15 protein-coding genes are annotated in these 14889 nt (G+C 69.2%); 14 read left to right on the forward strand and 1 reads right to left on the reverse strand.

Translation table 11 applies throughout. The annotated features are described in order from the left end of the window. Nucleotides 1-25: 25 nt before the first annotated feature. The 14 genes from ABZW32_RS01260 to ABZW32_RS01325 all read left to right on the forward strand — a co-directional run bounded on the left by ABZW32_RS01260 (nucleotide 26) and on the right by ABZW32_RS01325 (nucleotide 12846). Nucleotides 26-673, forward strand: a complete 648-nt coding sequence (locus ABZW32_RS01260) for an L-threonylcarbamoyladenylate synthase (protein WP_030235774.1) — start codon at nucleotides 26-28, stop codon at nucleotides 671-673. Continuing rightward, a complete protein-coding gene (locus ABZW32_RS01265) occupies nucleotides 670-1332 on the forward strand; it encodes a protein-tyrosine-phosphatase (RefSeq protein WP_266842329.1) in 663 nt (220 codons plus the stop codon). Before ABZW32_RS01260 ends, ABZW32_RS01265 begins: the two co-directional genes overlap by 4 nt. A gap of 171 nt (nucleotides 1333-1503) precedes the next feature. Next, the gene (gene glyA, locus ABZW32_RS01270; protein ID WP_356209615.1) at nucleotides 1504-2727 is read left to right on the forward strand and encodes a serine hydroxymethyltransferase; all 1224 of its coding nucleotides are present in this window, start codon (nucleotides 1504-1506) and stop codon (nucleotides 2725-2727) included. Between the two features lie 113 nt (nucleotides 2728-2840). Beyond that, complete coding sequence (locus ABZW32_RS01275) at nucleotides 2841-4175, forward strand: MraY family glycosyltransferase (RefSeq protein WP_356209955.1); 1335 nt, start codon at nucleotides 2841-2843, stop codon at nucleotides 4173-4175. A gap of 274 nt (nucleotides 4176-4449) precedes the next feature. Then, a complete protein-coding gene (locus ABZW32_RS01280; protein WP_356209617.1) occupies nucleotides 4450-4887 on the forward strand; it encodes a hypothetical protein in 438 nt (145 codons plus the stop codon). Between the two features lie 210 nt (nucleotides 4888-5097). Continuing rightward, nucleotides 5098-5937: a F0F1 ATP synthase subunit A gene (atpB, locus tag ABZW32_RS01285; protein WP_356209958.1), complete on the forward strand. Its 840-nt coding sequence runs from the start codon at nucleotides 5098-5100 to the stop codon at nucleotides 5935-5937. Between the two features lie 79 nt (nucleotides 5938-6016). Then, complete coding sequence (gene atpE / locus ABZW32_RS01290; protein ID WP_007266589.1) at nucleotides 6017-6250, forward strand: ATP synthase F0 subunit C; 234 nt, start codon at nucleotides 6017-6019, stop codon at nucleotides 6248-6250. Between the two features lie 43 nt (nucleotides 6251-6293). After that, nucleotides 6294-6836, forward strand: coding sequence for a F0F1 ATP synthase subunit B (locus ABZW32_RS01295; RefSeq protein WP_051841244.1), 543 nt, complete (start codon nucleotides 6294-6296; stop codon nucleotides 6834-6836). Then, a complete protein-coding gene (locus ABZW32_RS01300; protein ID WP_356209620.1) occupies nucleotides 6833-7648 on the forward strand; it encodes a F0F1 ATP synthase subunit delta in 816 nt (271 codons plus the stop codon). Before ABZW32_RS01295 ends, ABZW32_RS01300 begins: the two co-directional genes overlap by 4 nt. Nucleotides 7649-7780: 132 nt before the next feature. Further along, nucleotides 7781-9376 carry a F0F1 ATP synthase subunit alpha gene (gene atpA / locus ABZW32_RS01305; RefSeq protein ID WP_266625406.1) on the forward strand — a complete coding sequence of 532 codons (1596 nt, stop codon included), beginning with the start codon at nucleotides 7781-7783 and terminating at the stop codon, nucleotides 9374-9376. A gap of 20 nt (nucleotides 9377-9396) precedes the next feature. Next, the gene (locus ABZW32_RS01310) at nucleotides 9397-10314 is read left to right on the forward strand and encodes a F0F1 ATP synthase subunit gamma (RefSeq protein WP_356209623.1); all 918 of its coding nucleotides are present in this window, start codon (nucleotides 9397-9399) and stop codon (nucleotides 10312-10314) included. Further along, a complete protein-coding gene (gene atpD, locus ABZW32_RS01315; RefSeq protein ID WP_356209626.1) occupies nucleotides 10314-11756 on the forward strand; it encodes a F0F1 ATP synthase subunit beta in 1443 nt (480 codons plus the stop codon). The genes ABZW32_RS01310 and atpD overlap by 1 nt, the downstream gene beginning before the upstream one ends. Before the next feature lie 138 nt (nucleotides 11757-11894). Continuing rightward, nucleotides 11895-12269, forward strand: a complete 375-nt coding sequence (locus ABZW32_RS01320) for a F0F1 ATP synthase subunit epsilon (protein ID WP_008738187.1) — start codon at nucleotides 11895-11897, stop codon at nucleotides 12267-12269. 130 nt (nucleotides 12270-12399) lie between these two features. Then, nucleotides 12400-12846: a DUF2550 domain-containing protein gene (locus tag ABZW32_RS01325; protein ID WP_266842335.1), complete on the forward strand. Its 447-nt coding sequence runs from the start codon at nucleotides 12400-12402 to the stop codon at nucleotides 12844-12846. Nucleotides 12847-12929: 83 nt separating this feature from the next. Here ABZW32_RS01325 and ABZW32_RS01330 read toward each other — a convergent pair whose 3' ends face one another. Further along, on the reverse strand, nucleotides 12930-14837 hold the full coding sequence (locus tag ABZW32_RS01330; RefSeq protein WP_356209629.1) for a glycoside hydrolase family 18 chitinase: 1908 nt from the start codon (nucleotides 14835-14837) through the stop codon (nucleotides 12930-12932). Between the last annotated feature and the right edge of the window lie 52 nt (nucleotides 14838-14889).

Raw genomic sequence — 14889 nt, forward strand, 5'->3', positions numbered from 1 at the left:
CCCCGCTGTACGAGGAGGCCCGCTGATGGCCCGGCGATACGACTGCAACGACGCGACGGACCGCAAGACCGGTCTGCGTGAAGCGGCATCCGCCGTACGCCGCGGCGAACTCGTCGTGCTGCCGACCGACACCCTCTACGGGATCGGCGCGGACGCCTTCAGCAAGGAGGCCGTCGGCGACCTGCTCGCCGCCAAAGGGCGGGGCCGCAACATGCCCACCCCCGTCCTCATCGGGTCCCCGAACACCCTGCACGGCCTCGTCACGGACTTCTCCGAGCAGGCCTGGGAGCTCGTCGACGCCTTCTGGCCGGGCGGGCTGACGCTCGTCGCCAAGCACCAGCCGTCGCTGGCCTGGGACCTGGGCGAGACCCGCGGGACCGTCGCCGTACGCATGCCCCTGCACCCCGTCGCGATCGAGCTGCTGACGGAGGTCGGTCCGATGGCGGTCTCGTCCGCCAACCTGTCCGGGCACCCGGCACCCGAGGACTGCGACGCGGCGCGCGCCATGCTGGGCGACTCCGTCTCCGTGTACCTGGACGGCGGCCCGACGCCCAGCACCCTGCCGTCGTCGATCGTCGACGTCACCGGGAAGGTTCCCGTCCTGCTGCGTGCGGGGGCGCTGACCGCCGAACAGCTGCGGGAGGTCGTACCCGACCTCGAGGTGGCCCCGTGAGCCCTGAGGGGCGTGGCATAGCCAGGGGGCACCTGCCGGCCGCGGCCGGGGGCGACTCCTTCCGCATACTCCACGTCAGCACCGGCAACGTGTGCCGCTCGCCCATCACCGAGCGGCTGACCCGGCACGCCCTGACGCACCGGCTGGGCGCCCTCGGTCTCGTGGCCGGCGACCTCATCGTCGAGAGCGCGGGCACCTGGGGCCACGAGGGGGCTCCGATGGAGGCGAACGCCGCCGCCGTCCTCGCGGACTTCGGCGCCGACGCCTCCGGCTTCACCGGGCGCGAGCTGCTGGACGAGCACGTCATACGCGCCGACCTGGTGCTGACGGCCACGCGGGACCACCGGGCGCAGGTCATCTCGATGGGCCACTCGGCGGGGCTGCGGACCTTCACGCTGAAGGAGTTCACCCGCCTCGTGCGGGCGATAGACCCGGCGACGCTGCCGCCGCTCGACGACGGCATGGCCGAACGCGCCCGTGCGCTGGTGCGGGCCGCCGCCGCGCTGCGGGGCTGGCTGCTGGCGCCTTCCGCCGACGCGGACGAGGTGTACGACCCGTACGGGGCGCCGATCACCTTCTTCCGTTCGATCGGCGACGAGATCAACCAGGCCCTGGACCCCGTGGTCACGGCGCTGACGGGCGTCACCGCCCCGCGCTGACCGGGCGAGGAGGGCCGCGACCGGGCCCTGGACCCCGTGGTCACGGCCCTGACGGGCGCCACCGGCCCCGCGTACGGCGGGCCACGCCGACGGCCGTGGCGCGGGCGGGCACGCGGAGGGGGCCGGGGCTATCGTGGCTGGTACCTGACGGGTCGCCCCTGGAGCCGCGCCATGAGCGTCATCACCCCGGCCACGGACCTGCTGCGGCAGCAGGATCCGCAGATGGCCGACGTCCTCGCGGGGGAGCGGCAGCGCCAGGCCGAGACCCTGCAGCTCAGCGCCGCCGAGAACTTCACCTCGCCCGCCGTGCTCGCCGCCCTCGGCTCCGCCCTCGCCAACAAGTACGCCGAGGGGTACCCGGGCGCCCGCCACCACGGCGGCTGCGAGTACGCCGACCTCGCCGAGCGGGTGGCCGTGGAACGGGCCAAAGCGCTGTTCGGGGTCGAGCACGCGAACGTGCAGCCGCATTCCGGTTCCTCCGCCGTCCTCGCCGCGTACGCCGCGCTGCTGCGCCCCGGCGACACGGTCCTGGCGATGGGGCTCGCGTACGGCGGGCACCTCACGCACGGCTCGCCCGCGAACTTCTCCGGCCGCTGGTTCGACTTCGTCGGGTACGGGGTCGACGCCGCCACCGGGCTCATCGACTACGCGCAGGTGCAGGAGCTCGCCCGTACGCACCGGCCGAAAGCCATCGTGTGCGGGTCGATCTCCTACCCCCGCCATCCCGAGTACTCGGCGTTCCGGGAGATCGCCGACGAGGTGGGGGCCTACCTCATCGCCGACGCCGCGCACCCGATCGGGCTGGTCGCGGGCGGGGCCGCGCCGAGCCCCGTCCCGTACGCGGACCTGGTGTGCGCGACCACGCACAAGGTGCTGCGCGGCCCGCGCGGCGGGATGGTCCTGTGCGGCGCGGAGTTCGCGGAGCGCGTCGACCGGGCGGTGTTCCCCTTCACCCAGGGCGGCGCGCAGATGCACACCATCGCGGCGAAGGCGGTGGCCTTCGGGGAGGCGGCCGGACCGGCCTACACGCGGTACGCGCACCAGGTCGTGGCCAATGCCCGCGCCCTGGCCCGGGCCCTGGAGGACCGCGGCTTCACGCTCACCACCGGCGGCACGGACACCCACCTGATCAGCGCCGATCCGGCGCGGTTCGGGATCGACGGGCCGACGGCCCGCGGCCGGCTCGCGGCCGCCGGGATCGTCCTGGACACCTGTGCGCTGCCGTACGGGGACCAGCGCGGGATCCGTCTCGGCACGGCGGCGGTGACCACGCAGGGGATGGGGGAGCCGGAGATGGTCCGGATCGCCGGGCTGTTCACGGCCGCGCTGCGCGGTGGGGCGGCCGCGCGGACCCGCAAGGAGGTCGCCGAGCTGACCGGTGGATTTCCTCCGTAACGGGGTTTAAAAGGGCATGCGGCGCTTACCGCAACCAGGAAGGGGTACCCGCGCGTCCTCTTGACCGGTGACATCGCGGCTAATGTGTGGGGCTGAGATGGCCGGCGATACATCTGGGGCAGCCAGTGCGTGAATATCTGCTGACGCTTTGCGTCACGGTCGCGGTGACCTACCTGCTGACCGGGCCCGTGCGGAAGTTCGCGATCGCGGCCGGCGCCATGCCGGAGATCCGCGCCCGCGACGTCCACCGCGAGCCGACGCCACGGCTCGGCGGTATCGCCATGTTCGGCGGTCTGTGCGCGGGACTGCTGGTCGCCGACCACCTGCGCAACCTCAACGGCGTCTTCGAGCTGTCGAACGAACCCCGGGCCCTGCTCTCCGGTGCCGCGCTGATCTGGCTGGTCGGCGTCCTGGACGACAAGTTCGAGATCGACGCGCTGATCAAGCTCGGCGCGCAGATGATCGCCGCGGGCGTGATGGTCATCCAGGGCCTGACGATCCTGTGGATCCCCGTCCCCGGCATCGGCACGGTCGCGCTCACCCAGTGGCAGGGGAACCTGCTCACCGTCGCCCTCGTCGTGATCACCATCAACGCGGTGAACTTCGTGGACGGTCTGGACGGCCTGGCGGCCGGCATGGTCTGCATCGCGTCCGCGGCGTTCTTCCTCTACGGCTACCGGATCTGGTTCGGCTACGGCATCGAGGCGGCCGCCCCCGCGACGCTCTTCGCCGCGATCCTGATGGGCATGTGCCTGGGCTTCCTGCCGCACAACATGCACCCGGCGCGGATCTTCATGGGCGATTCCGGCTCGATGCTGATCGGCCTGGTGCTGGCCGCGTCGACCATTTCCATCACCGGGCAGGTGGACCCCGACACGATGGCCCTCTTCGCGGGTGGTGAGCGCAATGCGACGCACGCGATGCTGCCCGTCTTCATCCCGCTGGTGCTGCCGCTGAGCATCGTCGCGATTCCGGTCGCGGACCTGGTGCTGGCGATCGTGCGGCGCACCTGGAAGGGCCAGTCGCCCTTCGCCGCGGACCGCGGTCATCTGCACCACCGGCTCCTGGAACTCGGGCATTCCCACAGCCGCGCCGTACTCATCATGTATTTCTGGTCGGGGCTGATCGCATTCGGAGCGGTGGCCTATTCCGTGCATTCCACGTCGATGTGGATCGTCCTCGGCATCGCCGCGCTGAGCGGGCTGGGACTCGTACTGCTCCTGCTGCCGCGGTTCACCCCGCGGGCGCCGCGCTGGGCGGAGGCGCTGGTTCCGCCGCGCTACCGGCACGCGGAGCGGGCGGCGGAGGCGGCCGTACGGGAGGACGCGGGTACGGAGCCGGAGCCGGCCCGGCCGATCGCGGCCGGAGTCTCGGGCGTCAACGGCGCTACCGCCATTGGCCCCCGTTCGCGCTTCCCCGACCGGCGGAAGGCCGGATCCACGCGCTGACGGGCGGGGGGCATGTCCGACATGGATGCCCTTTACCAGACAACCCGCTAGGGTGTCGCGCACACACGGGCAGGGTCACTCTCATGTGTGACAGTCAGCACACCGGACAGGTAAAGCTCTCATCAAATAGTTTGTGATACCGTTCACTAAACCCGGCGACAGAGCCGAAGGACCGTAGTGCGACGGTCCATTGGCCCGAGGCTCTCACTCGGACCGGGCTTACGCTCGTCCCGTACGAGTCCCGTGCCCCCACCACCACGCGGAGCAAACCGCCATGCGGTCAGATGACGTCCGATCCCTCCTGCAAACCGCCGTACCCACCGCTGTAGCCGGCGCTGTAGCCGCCGTGATCAGCGCGTTGGTCGTGGGCGGCAAGGGGGCCGTCGGGGCCATCGTGGCGACCGTGGTCGTGATTCTCTTCATGGGCATCGGATTCGTGGTTCTGCAGCGCACCGCGAAATCACTTCCGCACCTGTTCCAGGCCATGGGCCTCATGCTCTACGCGGCCCAGATCCTGCTGCTCTTCGTCTTTCTCGCCGTGTTCAAGAACACGACGCTGTTCAACCCCCGGGCGTTCGCGATCACGCTCGTCGCCACCACCCTCGTGTGGATCGGCGCACAGACGCGCGCTCACATGAAAGCCAAGATCCTCTACGTCGAGCCCGACTCGTCGAAGGCCGAAAAGCCCGAAAACCCGGGGTCGAAGTCGTGAGGGGTAGGGCCGGGATAAGGGCGCGTTCGAGATCCTGCTATCGTCCGGTTCCAACTGCGGCACTGCGGGCGCGGGCATCTGAGCTGACGCCTGTTCCATCGCGAGGCTCGATGCCTGACTGCCGCCCCCACATCCGTTACACCAGTCCAGTGCCGAACCGCGGCTGTGCGCCGCGCCGACACAACGAGGTTGCCGTACCTATGCGCCACGCTGAAGGAGCCCGCGGTGAGTGCTGACCCGACTCAGGTGCTCGCCTTCGAGACCGACTGTCACATCTTCGACGGATGTGGCTTCCCCGGCCCGGGCCTGCACTCGTTCCTCTTCGAGCCGCTCTGGGGCGAAGCCGGCACCACCAGTGCTTACTTCAACAAGCCGATGCTGCTGGCCCTGCTGGGCTCGATCATCATCGTGGGCTTCTTCTGGGCCGCCTTCGGCAAGCCGAAGATGGTCCCGGGCAAGCTCCAGATGGTCGCCGAGGCCGGCTACGACTTCGTCCGCCGCGGCATCGTCTACGAGACGCTCGGCAAGAAGGAGGGCGAGAAGTACGTCCCCTTCATGGTCTCGCTGTTCTTCTTCGTCTGGATCCTGAACGTCTGGTCGATCGTCCCCGTGGCCCAGTTCCCGGTGACCGCGATCATCGCGTACCCGGCCATCCTGGCCCTGATGGTCTACTTCGTGTGGATGTCGGTCACCTTCAAGCGCCACGGCTTCGTCGGCGGCCTGAAGAACCTCACCGGCTACGACAAGAGCCTCGGCGGCGTCCTGCCGCTCATCATGGTCATCGAGTTCTTCTCGAACGTCCTGGTGCGCCCGTTCACCCACGCGGTCCGACTGTTCGCGAACATGTTCGCCGGTCACACCCTGCTGCTGCTCTTCACGATCGCCAGCTGGTACCTGCTGAACGGCATCGGCATCGCCTACGCGGGTGTCTCGTTCGTGATGGTCATCGTGATGACCGCCTTCGAGCTCTTCATCCAGGCCGTCCAGGCGTACGTCTTCGTCCTCCTGGCCTGCAGCTTCATCCAGGGCGCGCTCGCCGAGCACCACTGAGCCAGGCCCGCCCCCGCTCAGCCCCCATTCGTCCGGTGGCCAACCCCCACCGGTCCGTGAAAGAGAAGGAAGAACTGGCATGTCCCAGACCCTTGCCGCCGTCACCGGCTCCCTCAGCTCCGTTGGTTACGGTCTCGCGGCCATCGGCCCCGGCGTCGGCGTCGGCATCATCTTCGGTAACGGCACCCAGGCCCTCGCCCGTCAGCCCGAGGCTGCCGGCCTGATCCGCGCCAACCAGATCCTCGGCTTCGCCTTCTGTGAGGCGCTCGCCCTCATCGGTCTGGTCATGCCGTTCGTCTACCCGAGCTCCTGATCTTCGGTCTCGACGAACAGTCCATTAGACGAAAGGCACTGATGTGAACCTCATGGTTCTGGCGGCCGAGGAGATGGAAAACCCCCTCATCCCGCCGATCCCCGAGCTCGTCATCGGTCTGATCGCCTTCGTCATCGTCTTCGGCTTCCTCGCGAAGAAGCTCCTCCCGAACATCAACAAGGTTCTGGACGAGCGCCGCGAGGCCATCGAGGGCGGTATCGAGAAGGCTGAAGCCGCTCAGACCGAGGCCCAGAGCGTGCTGGAGCAGTACAAGGCCCAGCTCGCCGAAGCCCGGCACGAAGCCGCGCGCCTGCGCCAGGACGCGCTGGAGCAGGGCACTGCGCTCAAGGAAGAACTGCGCGCAGAGGGCCAGCGGCAGCGTGAGGAGATCATCGCTGCCGGCCACGCCCAGATCGCCGCGGACCGCAAGGCCGCGTCTCAGGCGCTGCGTCAGGACGTGGGCAAGCTCGCCACCGACCTGGCCGGAAAGCTCGTCGGCGAGTCCCTCGAGGACCACGCCCGGCAGAGCCGCACGATCGACCGCTTCCTCAGCGAGCTCGAGGAGAAGGCCGAGGCGGCCCGATGAACGGAGCGAGCCGCGAGGCGCTGGCCTCCGCGCGCGAGCGTCTCGACGCGCTGACGGACAACACGTCCGTCGACGCGGCGAAGCTCGCCGGTGAGCTGGCAGCCGTCACCGCGCTGCTCGACCGTGAGGTCTCGCTGCGTCGGGTCATCACGGACCCGGCGCAGTCCGGCGAGGCCAAGGCCGAGCTGGTCGGCCGGCTGCTGTCCGGCCAGGTGGGCGGGGAGACCCTCGACCTGGTGTCCGGCATGGCGCGGTCGCGCTGGTCGCAGTCCCGCGACCTGGTGGACGCGCTGGAGGAGCTGGCGGCCACCGCCGACCTCACCGCGGCCCAGCAGGGCGGCGCGCTCGACAACGTCGAGGACGAGGTGTTCCGGTTCGGCCGGATCGTCGCCTCGAACACCGAGCTGCGCTCCGCGCTGACCGACCGCGCGGCCACCGTCTCCGCCAAGGGCGAGCTGCTGCGCAGCCTGCTCGGCGGAAAGGCGGACCCGGTCACCGAGCGCCTGGTCACCCGTCTTGTCACGCACCCGCGTGGACGTAGCCTGGAAGCGGGACTGGAGTCCCTTTCCAAGCTCGCCGCCGAGCGCCGGGATCGTATGGTCGCCACCGTGACCAGCGCGGTTCCGCTCAGCGACGTGCAGAAGCAGCGTCTCGGCGCGGTGCTGGCCAAGCTGTACGGCCGCCAGATGCACCTGAACCTGGACGTGGACCCCGAGGTCCTCGGCGGGATCTCGGTGCGCGTCGGCGACGAGGTCATCGACGGCACCATCGCGGACCGCCTCTCCGAGGCGACCCGTCGCATGGCCGGCTGACCTCAGCCAGCAACAGAACAAAAGCATTCCTAGCGGCCCGGTTGGGCCGTGCAGAACTTGCAGAAGATTCCTGGGGGTCGCCCCCAGACCCCTAAGAAGCTTCAGGCCCAACAAGGAGAGCAGGGAACCCAGATGGCGGAGCTCACGATCCGGCCGGAGGAGATCCGGGACGCACTGGAGAACTTTGTCCAGTCGTACCAGCCGGACGCGGCCTCGCGCGAGGAGGTCGGAACGGTCAGCGTTGCCGGCGACGGCATCGCGAAGGTGGAGGGCCTGCCCTCCGCCATGGCGAACGAGCTGCTGAAGTTCGAGGACGGCACCCTCGGTCTCGCCCTCAACCTCGAGGAGCGCGAGATCGGTGCGGTCGTCCTCGGCGAGTTCAGCGGTATCGAGGAGGGCCAGCCGGTGCAGCGCACCGGTGAGGTGCTCTCCGTCGGCGTCGGCGAGGGCTACCTCGGCCGTGTCGTCGACCCGCTCGGCAACCCGATCGACGGTCTCGGCGAGATCGCGACCGAAGGCCGTCGCGCCCTGGAGCTGCAGGCTCCGGGCGTCATGGTCCGCAAGTCGGTCCACGAGCCCATGCAGACCGGCTACAAGGCCATCGACGCCATGGTGCCCGTCGGCCGCGGCCAGCGTCAGCTGATCATCGGTGACCGTCAGACGGGTAAGACCGCTCTGGCCGTCGACACGATCATCAACCAGCGCGACAACTGGCGCTCGGGCGACGTGAACAAGCAGGTCCGCTGCATCTACGTCGCCATCGGCCAGAAGGGCTCGACCATCGCGTCCGTTCGCGGCGCCCTGGAAGACGCCGGTGCGCTCGAGTACACGACGATCGTCGCCGCCCCGGCGTCGGACCCGGCCGGCTTCAAGTACCTGGCGCCGTACACCGGTTCCGCCATCGGCCAGCACTGGATGTACGCCGGCAAGCACGTCCTGATCATCTTCGACGACCTGTCGAAGCAGGCCGACGCCTACCGCGCCGTGTCGCTGCTGCTGCGCCGCCCGCCGGGCCGCGAGGCCTACCCGGGTGACGTCTTCTACCTGCACTCCCGTCTGCTGGAGCGCTGCGCGAAGCTGTCCGACGACATGGGTGCCGGTTCGATGACCGGTCTGCCGATCGTCGAGACCAAGGCGAACGACGTGTCGGCGTTCATCCCGACCAACGTCATCTCCATCACCGACGGCCAGTGCTTCCTGGAGTCCGACCTGTTCAACGCGGGCCAGCGCCCGGCGCTGAACGTCGGTATCTCGGTCTCCCGCGTCGGTGGCTCCGCCCAGCACAAGGCGATGAAGCAGGTTTCCGGTCGTCTGCGCCTGGACCTGGCCCAGTACCGCGAGCTGGAGGCGTTCGCCGCCTTCGGTTCCGACCTGGACGCCGCGTCGAAGGCCTCGCTGGAGCGCGGCAAGCGTCTGGTCGAGCTGCTGAAGCAGGGCCAGTACCAGCCGATGCCCGTCGAGGAGCAGGTCGTCTCCGTCTGGGCCGGCACCACCGGCAAGATGGACGACGTCCCGGTCAACGACATCCGTCGCTTCGAGTCGGAGCTGCTGGAGCACCTGCGCCGCGAGCGCAAGGACCTCCTCACCTCCATCGCCGACGGCGGCAAGATGTCGGACGACACCCTGTCCTCCATCGCGGACGCCATCGCCGGCTTCAAGCAGCAGTTCGAGACCTCGGACGGCAAGCTCCTGGGCGAGGACGCGCCGGCCGTCAACGTCTCCAAGTGACGACGGAAGGGACCTGACTCATGGGAGCGCAGCTCCGGGTCTACAAGCGTCGCATCCGTGCCGTCACGGCGACCAAGAAGATCACCAAGGCGATGGAGATGATCGCCGCCTCGCGCATCGTCAAGGCGCAGCGCAAGGTGGCGGCATCGATGCCGTACGCGACCGAGCTCACCCGTGCGGTGACCGCGGTGGCAACCGGCTCGAACACCAAGCACGCCCTGACGACCGAGGTCGAGCAGCCGACCCGTGCCGCGATCCTGCTCATCACGAGCGACCGCGGTCTGGCCGGCGGCTACTCCTCGAACGCCATCAAGCAGGCGGAGCGGCTCACCGAGCGGCTGCGCGGCGAGGGCAAGGACGTCGACACGTACATCGTCGGCCGTAAGGGTCTGGCCTACTACGGCTTCCGCGAGCGCAAGGTCGCGGATTCGTGGACCGGCTTCACCGACAGCCCGGCCTACGCCGACGCCAAGCGCGTCGCCGGGCCGCTGATCGAGGCCATCCAGACGGAGACGGCCGAGGGCGGCGTCGACGAGCTGCACATCATCTACACGGAATTCGTGTCGATGATGACGCAGAACCCGGTCGACGGCCGGATGCTGCCGCTCAGCCTCGAAAAGGCTCAGGAGGAGGACGGTGCGAAGGGCGAGATCCTTCCGCTGTTCGAGTTCGAGCCGTCGGCGGAGGACGTCCTCGACGCCCTGCTGCCGCGCTACGTCGAGAGCCGTATCTACAACGCACTGCTGCAGTCGGCCGCTTCCGAGCACGCCGCCCGCCGCCGCGCGATGAAGGCGGCCACCGACAACGCCGGAGACCTCATCAAGAGCCTCTCCCGGCTTGCCAACGCGGCCCGCCAGGCCGAAATCACCCAGGAAATCAGCGAGATCGTCGGTGGCGCGAGCGCCATGGCTGACGCGACCGCGGGGAGTGACAAGTAATGACGACCACTGTTGAGACGGCCGCCGCCACGGGCCGCGTCGCCCGGGTCATCGGCCCGGTCGTCGACGTGGAGTTCCCCGTCGACGCCATGCCCGACATCTACAACGCGCTGAAGGTCCAGGTCGCCGACCCGGCCGAGGACGGCGCGCTCAAGACCCTGACCCTCGAGGTCGCGCAGCACCTGGGTGACGGCCTCGTCCGTACCATCTCGATGCAGCCGACCGACGGTCTGGTCCGCCAGGCCCCGGTGACCGACACGGGCGAGGGCATCACCGTCCCCGTCGGTGACTTCACCAAGGGCAAGGTGTTCAACACCCTGGGTGAGGTGCTCAACTACCCCGAGGCGAACGCCGAGGTCACCGAGCGCTGGCCGATCCACCGCAAGGCGCCTCGCTTCGACGAGCTCGAGTCGAAGACCGAGATGTTCGAGACCGGCGTCAAGGTCATCGACCTTCTCACCCCGTACGTCAAGGGTGGAAAGATCGGTCTGTTCGGTGGTGCCGGTGTCGGCAAGACCGTTCTGATCCAGGAAATGATCTACCGCGTCGCCAACAACCACGACGGTGTGTCGGTGTTCGCGGGCGTCGGTGAGCGTACCCGTGAGGGCAACGACCTCATCGAGGAAATGGCCGACTCGGGCGTCATCGACAAGACGGCCCTCGTCTTCGGTCAGATGGACGAGCCGCCGGGCACGCGTCTGCGCGTCGCCCTTGCCGGTCTGACCATGGCGGAGTACTTCCGCGATGTGCAGAAGCAGGACGTGCTCTTCTTCATCGACAACATCTTCCGGTACACCCAGGCGGGTTCCGAGGTGTCGACCCTGCTCGGCCGTATGCCCTCCGCGGTGGGTTACCAGCCGAACCTGGCCGACGAGATGGGTCTCCTCCAGGAGCGCATCACCTCGACCCGTGGTCACTCGATCACCTCGATGCAGGCGATCTACGTCCCCGCGGACGACCTGACCGACCCGGCGCCGGCGACCACCTTCGCCCACCTCGACGCGACGACGGTTCTTTCCCGTCCGATCTCCGAGAAGGGCATCTACCCGGCCGTGGACCCGCTGGACTCGACGTCCCGCATCCTCGACCCGCGGTACATCGCGGCGGACCACTACGCCACGGCGATGCGCGTCAAGGGGATCCTGCAGAAGTACAAGGACCTCCAGGACATCATCGCGATCCTCGGTATCGACGAGCTGGGCGAGGAGGACAAGCTCGTTGTCCACCGTGCCCGTCGTGTCGAGCGCTTCCTGTCGCAGAACACCCACGTCGCCAAGCAGTTCACCGGCGTGGACGGTTCGGACGTTCCGCTCGACGAGTCGATCACCGCGTTCAACGCCATCTGCGACGGTGACTACGACCACTTCCCCGAGCAGGCGTTCTTCCTGTGCGGTGGCATCGAGGACCTGAAGGCCAACGCCAAGGAGCTGGGCGTCTCCTAGTCGGCCGCGTTCTGCGGAACGCAGTCTTCGAAGAACGAAAAGGAGAGGGGCGGGGTACGTCCCGTCCCTCTCCCCACGCCCATTAGAATTTGACCCAACACCCGGCTGACCCGCCGGGTGGTGACCCGAGGAGCCACCTTGGCTGCTGAGCTGCACGTCGAGCTGGTCGCGGCGGACCGCAATGTCTGGTCCGGCGAGGCCACCCTTGTTGTCGCCCGCACCACGTCCGGCGACATCGGCGTCATGCCCGGTCACCAGCCGCTTCTCGGTGTGCTGGAATCGGGCCCGGTGACCATCCGTACCAGCGAGGGCAACACCGTTGTCGCCGCGGTGCACGGCGGATTCATCTCGTTCGCGGACAACAAGCTGTCCCTGCTGGCCGAGATCGCCGAGCTCGCGGACGAGATCGACGTCCAGCGGGCGGAGCGGGCACTGGAGCGCGCGAAGTCGGAGGCCGACGCGGCCGCCGAACGTCGCGCCGATGTCCGGCTGCGCGCGGTGACGGGGCACTGAGTCCCGTACCGAAGAGTTTGTGACCTCAGCCGCGGTCCGTGCTGGAATTTTCCAGACCGGGTCGCGGCTGAGGCGATGCGGATCCGTTTTGTGTCGTGCGGGATTTCGATGAGCGAGGAGGTCGGTGAAGATGCTCCTCGCTCTGCTTGTGAGCGGCCTGGTCGTAGCCCTGGTGGTGATCGGGCTGTTTGTCTTCGGCCTGCGCCGCAGACTCATCCAGCGTTCCGGCGGCACCTTCGACTGCAGCCTGCGCTGGGGCATGGCCGAGGAGCCCGATGTCTCCGGCAAGGGCTGGGTCTACGGGGTCGCCCGCTACAGCGGTGACCGGATCGAGTGGTTCCGGGTGTTCTCGTACTCCCCGCGCCCGCGCCGGCTGTTGGAGCGTTCCTCGATCGAGGTGCTCGCCCGCCGGGCGCCCGAGGGCGAGGAGGAGCTGGCGCTGCTGTCCGACGCGATCGTGCTCGGCTGCTCCCACCGCGGGACGCGCCTGGAGCTGGCGATGAGCGAGGACGCGCTGACCGGGTTCCTGGCCTGGCTGGAGGCGGCGCCTCCCGGCCAGCGGGTGAACGTCGCGTAGGACGGGCGTAGGACGCACGGAAGAAGCCGGGGGGACGGGGGCGGACCCGTCCCCCCGGCTTCGTCGTGTTCCGGGGGCCTTGGTTACTGCAGGCCGGTGTGGATGGCGCTCGCGAGCTCGCCGTTCGCGGTGTCGCCGCTGAACTCCCAGAAGAAGGCGCCCTTGAGGCCCTGCTGCTTGGCCCAGGTCATCTTCCCGGCGATGGTGGCGGGGGTGTCGTAGCTCCACCAGTTGCTTCCGCACTTGGCGTAGGCGGTGCCGGCGACGGTGCCGGTGGTGGGGCAGCTGCTCTTGAGGACCTTGTAGTCCTCGATGCCCTGTTCGTAGGTGCCGGGCGCGGGACCGGTGGCGGTGCCGCCGGGGGCGTCCTGGGTGACCCCGGTCCAGCCGCGGCCGTAGAAGCCGATGCCGAGGTTGAGCTTGGAGCCGGGGATGCCCTTGCCCTTGAGCTTGGTGATGGCGGCCTCGGAGTTGAAGCCGGCGATCGGGATGCCGGCGTAGGAGGTCAGCGGGGAGTGCGGGGCGGTCGGGCCCTTGGCGTCCCAGGCTCCGAAGAAGTCGTACGTCATGACGTTGTAGAAGTCGACGTACGGGGCGGCGCCGCCGTAGTCGGCGAGGTCGAGCTTGCCGCCGTTGGAGCCGTCGGCGGAGATCGCGGCGGTGACCAGGTTGGACCCGCCGAACTTGGTGCGCAGGGCCGACATCAGGTTCTTGAAGGAGGCGGCGCCGCTGGTGTCGCAGGACAGCCCGCAGGCGTTGGGGTACTCCCAGTCGATGTCGATCCCGTCGAAGACGTCCGCCCAGCGGGGGTCCTCGACCAGGTCGTAGCAGGACTGGGCGAAGGCGGCCGGGTTCTGGGCGGCCTGGCCGAAGCCGCCGGACCAGGTCCAGCCGCCGAAGGAGTAGATGACCTTGATGTTCGGGTACTTGGCCTTCAGCTTGCGCAGCTGGTTGAAGTTGCCGCGCAGGGGCTGGTCCCAGGTGTCGGCGACGCCGTCGACGCTCTGGTCTGCGGTGTAGGCCTTGTCGTAGTCGGCGTAGGAGTCACCGATGGTGCACTTGCCGTTCTGGACGTTGCCGAAGGCGTAGTTGATGTGGGTGATCTTGGCCGCCGTGCCGGAGGTGACCAGGTTCTTCACGTGGTAGTTGCGCTGGTAGACGCCCCAGTCGGTGAAGTAGCCGAGCTTGACCCTGGCGCCGGGGTCGCCCGGGTTGCCGGGGTCGGTGCCGCCGCCACCCGGGGTGGTGACGGAGAGGGTGCCGGAGGAGGGGCCGGTCTGGTCGGCGGTGTCACGGGCGGTGACCGCGTAGCCGTACGTGGTGCCCTTGGTCAGGCCGCTGTCGTTGAAGGTGGTCCCGGTGACGGTGGCGATCCTGGCGCCGCCCCGGTAGACGTCGTAGTTCTTGATGCCCTTGTCGTCGGTGGCCGCCGGCCAGGACAGGGTCAGCGCGGTCTCGGTGACGCCCGTGGCGGTGGGGGTGCCGGGGGCCGAGGGCGGGGTGTCGGTGGGGGTGGTGCCGCCCTCGCAGGAGCCGCCGTTGACCTTGCAGCCGGAGGGGGCGCCGGGGCCCGCCCCGTTGAAGCCGAAGCTGGCGGTGGCGCCGGGGGCGAGGGTGCCGTTCCAGCCGAGGTTCTTGGCCGTCCAGTGGGTGCCGGAGCCGGTGACGGTGGCGTCCCAGGCGGAGGTGACCGAGGTGCCGGAGGGGTAGTCCCACTCGACGGTCCAGCTGCTGAGCGTGGTGGTGCCGGTGTTCTTCACCGTCCACTTGCCCTCGAAGCCGGAGCCCCAGTCGGAGACCTTGGTGAAGGTGGCGGTCGCCGAGGCGGCGGCCTGCGCGGGGCCGGCCAGGCCGACGAGGCCGGCGACGGGCAGGGCGAGGGCGGCCGCCGTGGCGGCCAGCCTCCGGAACAGGCGGATGCGTCGTGGGGGTGCTGTGCTCAAGGGTGCTCCTCCGTAGGTCCGTAGCAGTCGCGGGGCCGACTGCTGCATGGGGGTGGGACCTGCGCCGCCCGTGAGCACGCGGTGTCGTGGGCCGGGGCCT

Source organism: Streptomyces sp. NPDC004667 (assembly GCF_040609475.1).
In the GTDB taxonomy this organism is placed as follows: Bacteria; Actinomycetota; Actinomycetes; order Streptomycetales; family Streptomycetaceae; genus Streptomyces.

Coding starts and splice junctions, on each gene's coding strand:
- ABZW32_RS01260 (WP_030235774.1), top strand. CDS start 26: ATGGCCCGGCGATACGACTGCAACGACGCGACGGACCGCAAGACCGGT.
- glyA (WP_356209615.1), top strand. CDS start 1,504: ATGAGCGTCATCACCCCGGCCACGGACCTGCTGCGGCAGCAGGATCCG.
- ABZW32_RS01280 (WP_356209617.1), top strand. CDS start 4,450: ATGCGGTCAGATGACGTCCGATCCCTCCTGCAAACCGCCGTACCCACC.
- atpE (WP_007266589.1), top strand. CDS start 6,017: ATGTCCCAGACCCTTGCCGCCGTCACCGGCTCCCTCAGCTCCGTTGGT.
- ABZW32_RS01300 (WP_356209620.1), top strand. CDS start 6,833: ATGAACGGAGCGAGCCGCGAGGCGCTGGCCTCCGCGCGCGAGCGTCTC.
- atpA (WP_266625406.1), top strand. CDS start 7,781: ATGGCGGAGCTCACGATCCGGCCGGAGGAGATCCGGGACGCACTGGAG.
- ABZW32_RS01310 (WP_356209623.1), top strand. CDS start 9,397: ATGGGAGCGCAGCTCCGGGTCTACAAGCGTCGCATCCGTGCCGTCACG.
- atpD (WP_356209626.1), top strand. CDS start 10,314: ATGACGACCACTGTTGAGACGGCCGCCGCCACGGGCCGCGTCGCCCGG.
- ABZW32_RS01325 (WP_266842335.1), top strand. CDS start 12,400: ATGCTCCTCGCTCTGCTTGTGAGCGGCCTGGTCGTAGCCCTGGTGGTG.
- ABZW32_RS01330 (WP_356209629.1), bottom strand. CDS start 14,837: ATGCAGCAGTCGGCCCCGCGACTGCTACGGACCTACGGAGGAGCACCC.